3 protein-coding genes are annotated in these 3,807 nt (G+C 43.4%); all 3 read right to left on the reverse strand.

Annotated features, from left to right (window positions below; all coding sequences use genetic code 11):
• On the reverse strand, positions 1–528 hold a 528-nt coding region (locus tag WBA23_RS21510; protein WP_424584339.1), incomplete at its 3' end, for a cell division protein FtsX.
• A gap of 6 nt (positions 529–534) precedes the next feature.
• Positions 535–2,400 (reverse strand): membrane protein insertase YidC, encoded by a 1,866-nt coding sequence (gene yidC / locus WBA23_RS21515; protein WP_424584340.1) that lies wholly within the window; start codon positions 2,398–2,400, stop codon positions 535–537.
• Positions 2,401–2,493: 93 nt separating this feature from the next.
• Positions 2,494–3,807 (reverse strand): CTP synthase (locus tag WBA23_RS21520; RefSeq protein ID WP_424584341.1); only part of this gene is annotated, 1,314 nt, incomplete at its 5' end.

Consider the following 3,807-nt stretch of genomic DNA (forward strand, 5'->3'; position numbering starts at 1 on the left):
GATGAGTACTACGCTTATTTTAGTGACATTTTGGTTAATGGCATCGATTAGGCTTTCTACGTAGGCAACTTCAAAGACTCCGCGCAAGCGTTCAATATCGAGCTTAATTTTACTTAGCTCACTGGGAGCGTAATATTCAGGCTTTACGTGAATAACAAAAGCATCGCGCAGTGGATTATCGCCCAGAAACTGCTGAAAATCTTCTCCGGTTTCTTCAATAAACACTTTGGCGGCATCTTCTTTGGATATAAAAACAACGGTTTCTTGTCCTTCCTGCGGTTCAATATATTCTTTACTGGCCAAAGTCTTCTGAATCTTGAGTCGATCACTGGGAGAAATAGACTGATTTAGAAATACCTGAATTTCAACATTCTCTTGGATGACTTGGGTAAGCTTTTTTGCATAGAGCAGAAGTAGGCCAAATAGCCCAATAACAAAAAGGGCAAGCGTAATGCTAAACACTACACTAACGTAGGGGTAACTTCCTAATTTTTTCTTTCTGCGAGCTTTCACCTCAGTAACGTTCATACTGATTTAGCGCTTGCGGGGGGCCGCCCCACGATTACCGGACTTGTTCTTTTTGTTTTCTTCGGTAGCTTTCATCGCATCTTCCAACTTCATCTGAAACTTTGACTTTTTCTTGTTACGGTTTTTCTTTTTATTCTCTTCCAACTTCTGCCGAATCTTGTCATCATCTACAAAACGTCGGATAATTGCTTGCTGCCCAAAGGTAACAAGGTTGGAAACCAGATAGTAAAAGCTAAGTGCCGCCGGAAATGAATTCAAAATAAACATGAACATTACCGGCATAGCGTACTGTAGTGACTTCATAGGACCCTGAACGCTCGTAACCTGACTGTTTGACCAAGTGTATAATAACTGCGATAGTGTCATTAACAAAACAAACAAGCTAATATGATTACCATAAAAATCGCTTACTAAAGGAATATTGGCGTTCCAACTCACAATGGCATCGTAGGTAGATAAGTCGTCAGTCCACAAGAAAGGCTCTTGCCGTAACTCAATAGAATTAGGAAAGAAGAAGAACATCGAAAGCAAAATAGGCATTTGCAGTACCATCGGAATACATCCGCTAATAGGGTTGACTCCTACTTTCTGATACAGTTGCATCTGCTCTTTCTGCATTGCCGCCATATCATCGCCGTGCTTTTCTTTTAGCTCGTCTAACTCAGGTTTCAATACTTTCATCTTACCCATTGAAATGTAAGACTTGTACGTGAGTGGGAAGAGAGCCGTCTTAAGAATCAATACCACGATAACGATAATGAGTCCGTAGTTACTAGAAAAGCGCTCTAAAAAATGAAACAATGGCGAGATAACATACTTGCTAATCGGTTTTACAATGAAATAGCCCCAATCTATATTATCTTCAAAGTCAACCGCCACGGTTTCCATAATACGCTGATCGTTGGGCCCGAAGTAGTACTTGAAAGAAAAGCTGCCGTTATTAAGCGGAGTGGGTACCTGCAGCCCAATGGTCTGTACAATATCAGAAGCTTCAGGCGGAGCTTCTAACGTAATAAGTGCTTTGGGAAAACTTTGATCGGCAATGATACCGGAAGAAAAGAATCGCTGTTTCATAGCTAGCCATACTACTGGTTCTTCAATCAACTCGGTCTCGGTTTCACCCGGGGTTTGGAGTAATGTTAGGTCATCGAGTTCATCAGTGTAGTATTTTACCGACCCGCGGGTGCGGCTTTCTTTCCCGTCTTTTTCTACTACTTGTAGCTCATCGTTCCAAATAAAGGTAAGTGTCTCATCTTGAATGATTCCACTAGCATTTTCTAAGCTAATATTATAGAATATCTCGTAGCCTTGCCCAGCTACGCGATAGGTCTGCCGTATTTTTCGCCCTTCCTCTAAGTTCGCCACAAATTCTACAGTAGTGGTATCATCCGCCGTTATTTGCTGGTCATTAGAGGATGATGAATAAAATAGTTCGTAGAGGTCAATTTCACCTTGGGCGGTGGGAGCTACCAATCGTATTTCGCTGGTTTCCGGTGTGAGTAGATCGACGGCACCGCCCCCGTAGGCCTCGTAATTCTTCATTTGCACAAATACCGGACGCCCTCCCTGGGTAGAAAAACGAACCCGCATATCTTCATTTTCCAGCGTGAACGATCTCTCTTCACCGCTGGCTGCTGCCGCAAATACGCCAAACCGCTGCCGGGTAGCCTCATTTTGTAAAGAATCGGGCAGTGAGTCAAGGGTAGTCGTGGGCTGCTGACTTTCTTGCGCTGACTGAGAGTTAGGAACAGCGGATTCCTCTTGAAGAGCTTGAGGCTCAGTAGTCGGAATCGGTTCTGGGGCAAAAAACTGAAAATATACAATGAGTAGTAACGCGAGTAGAGCGAATCCAATCGCTTGATTCTTATCCATATGCAGTGAGCGTCAAAAATGCCAATACGTTGATACACTTAAATGACGAACCAAAGTTCGAAATATGAGTGTAAAAGGTAAATTAATTTGTGTTTACTTTTCTACTGGTTCTTTCACTTGGTTTTTCTCTCGGATCGTAGCTTTAACAAACTGAACGAATAGCGGATGAGGTTCTTGCACTGTACTGCGCAGCTCAGGATGAAACTGGGTTCCTAAAAACCAGGGATGATCCTTAATTTCCATAATTTCTACCAATTTACTATCCGGGTTAATTCCTGAAGCTACCATACCATGCTTCGAGAATTCCTCTAGATAGTGGCTATTATACTCGTAGCGGTGGCGGTGGCGCTCCTGAACCGATTTTACTTTACCGTAAGCTTCGTAGGCTAACGAGCCTTTCTTCAATTCGCAAGAGTAAGCTCCTAGTCGCATAGTGCCACCTTTATTTTCCACGTGTTTTTGCTCTTCCATTAAAGCAATGACTGGTTCCGGCGTTTTTGAGTCAAACTCCGTAGAGTTGGCTTTTGCTAACCCAACTACATTTTGGGCGAATTCCACTACTGCACACTGCATTCCCAAACAAATACCAAAAAATGGAATTTTCTTTTCTCGGGCGAAGCGTGCAGTCAGCAACTTTCCCGGAATTCCGCGCACCCCAAAGCCGGGGGCTACCAGCACTCCGTGTAAATTACCTAACACTTCGGCTATATTTTCTATGGTAATACTTTCAGAAGGAATCCACCGAATGCTCACCTTACACTCATTTTCAGCCCCGGCGTGAACAAACGCTTCGGCAATTGATTTGTAGGCATCGGGTAGTTCTACGTATTTTCCTACAATGCCTACCGTTATTTCGTTGATTGGATTTTTTAGGCGACCCAAAAACTCTTTCCACTGTAAAATATCGGGTGCCTTATGGTTAGGTAGCCTTAATTTATTCAGCACTTGTTCATCCAACTTTTCTTTTAGCATGTAGATGGGGACATCATAAATAGAGTCAGCATCAATGGCTTCAATAACCGAACTAAGGTCTACGTTGCAGAACCGGGCTATTTTGCGCCGAATATCGGTCGGTAAATGTTGCGATGCCCGACACACCAGAATGTCGGGTTGCACTCCGGCTTCTGACAACCGTTGCACCGAGTGTTGAGTCGGCTTCGTTTTTAATTCTTTGGCTTTTTCTAAGTAGGGGACCAGCGTTAGATGGATTACTACAAAGTTACTGGAGCCTAACTCCCAGCGAGCTTGGCGTACGGCTTCCACAAATGGCAACGACTCAATATCGCCTACACAGCCACCAATCTCAGTAATCACAATATCATAATCTCCGGTTTGACCTAATTTGAAGACATGCTCTTTAATCTCATCCGTAATGTGGGGGATAACCTGCACCGTTTTCCCCAGATA

It is taken from the genome of Tunicatimonas sp. (genome assembly GCF_049647865.1).
In the GTDB taxonomy this organism is placed as follows: domain Bacteria; phylum Bacteroidota; class Bacteroidia; order Cytophagales; family Cyclobacteriaceae; genus Tunicatimonas.

What these genes read in the sequence shown, in the direction of transcription:
- yidC (WP_424584340.1), bottom strand. Translation starts at nt 2,400, where the DNA reads ATGGATAAGAATCAAGCGATTGGATTCGCTCTACTCGCGTTACTACTC.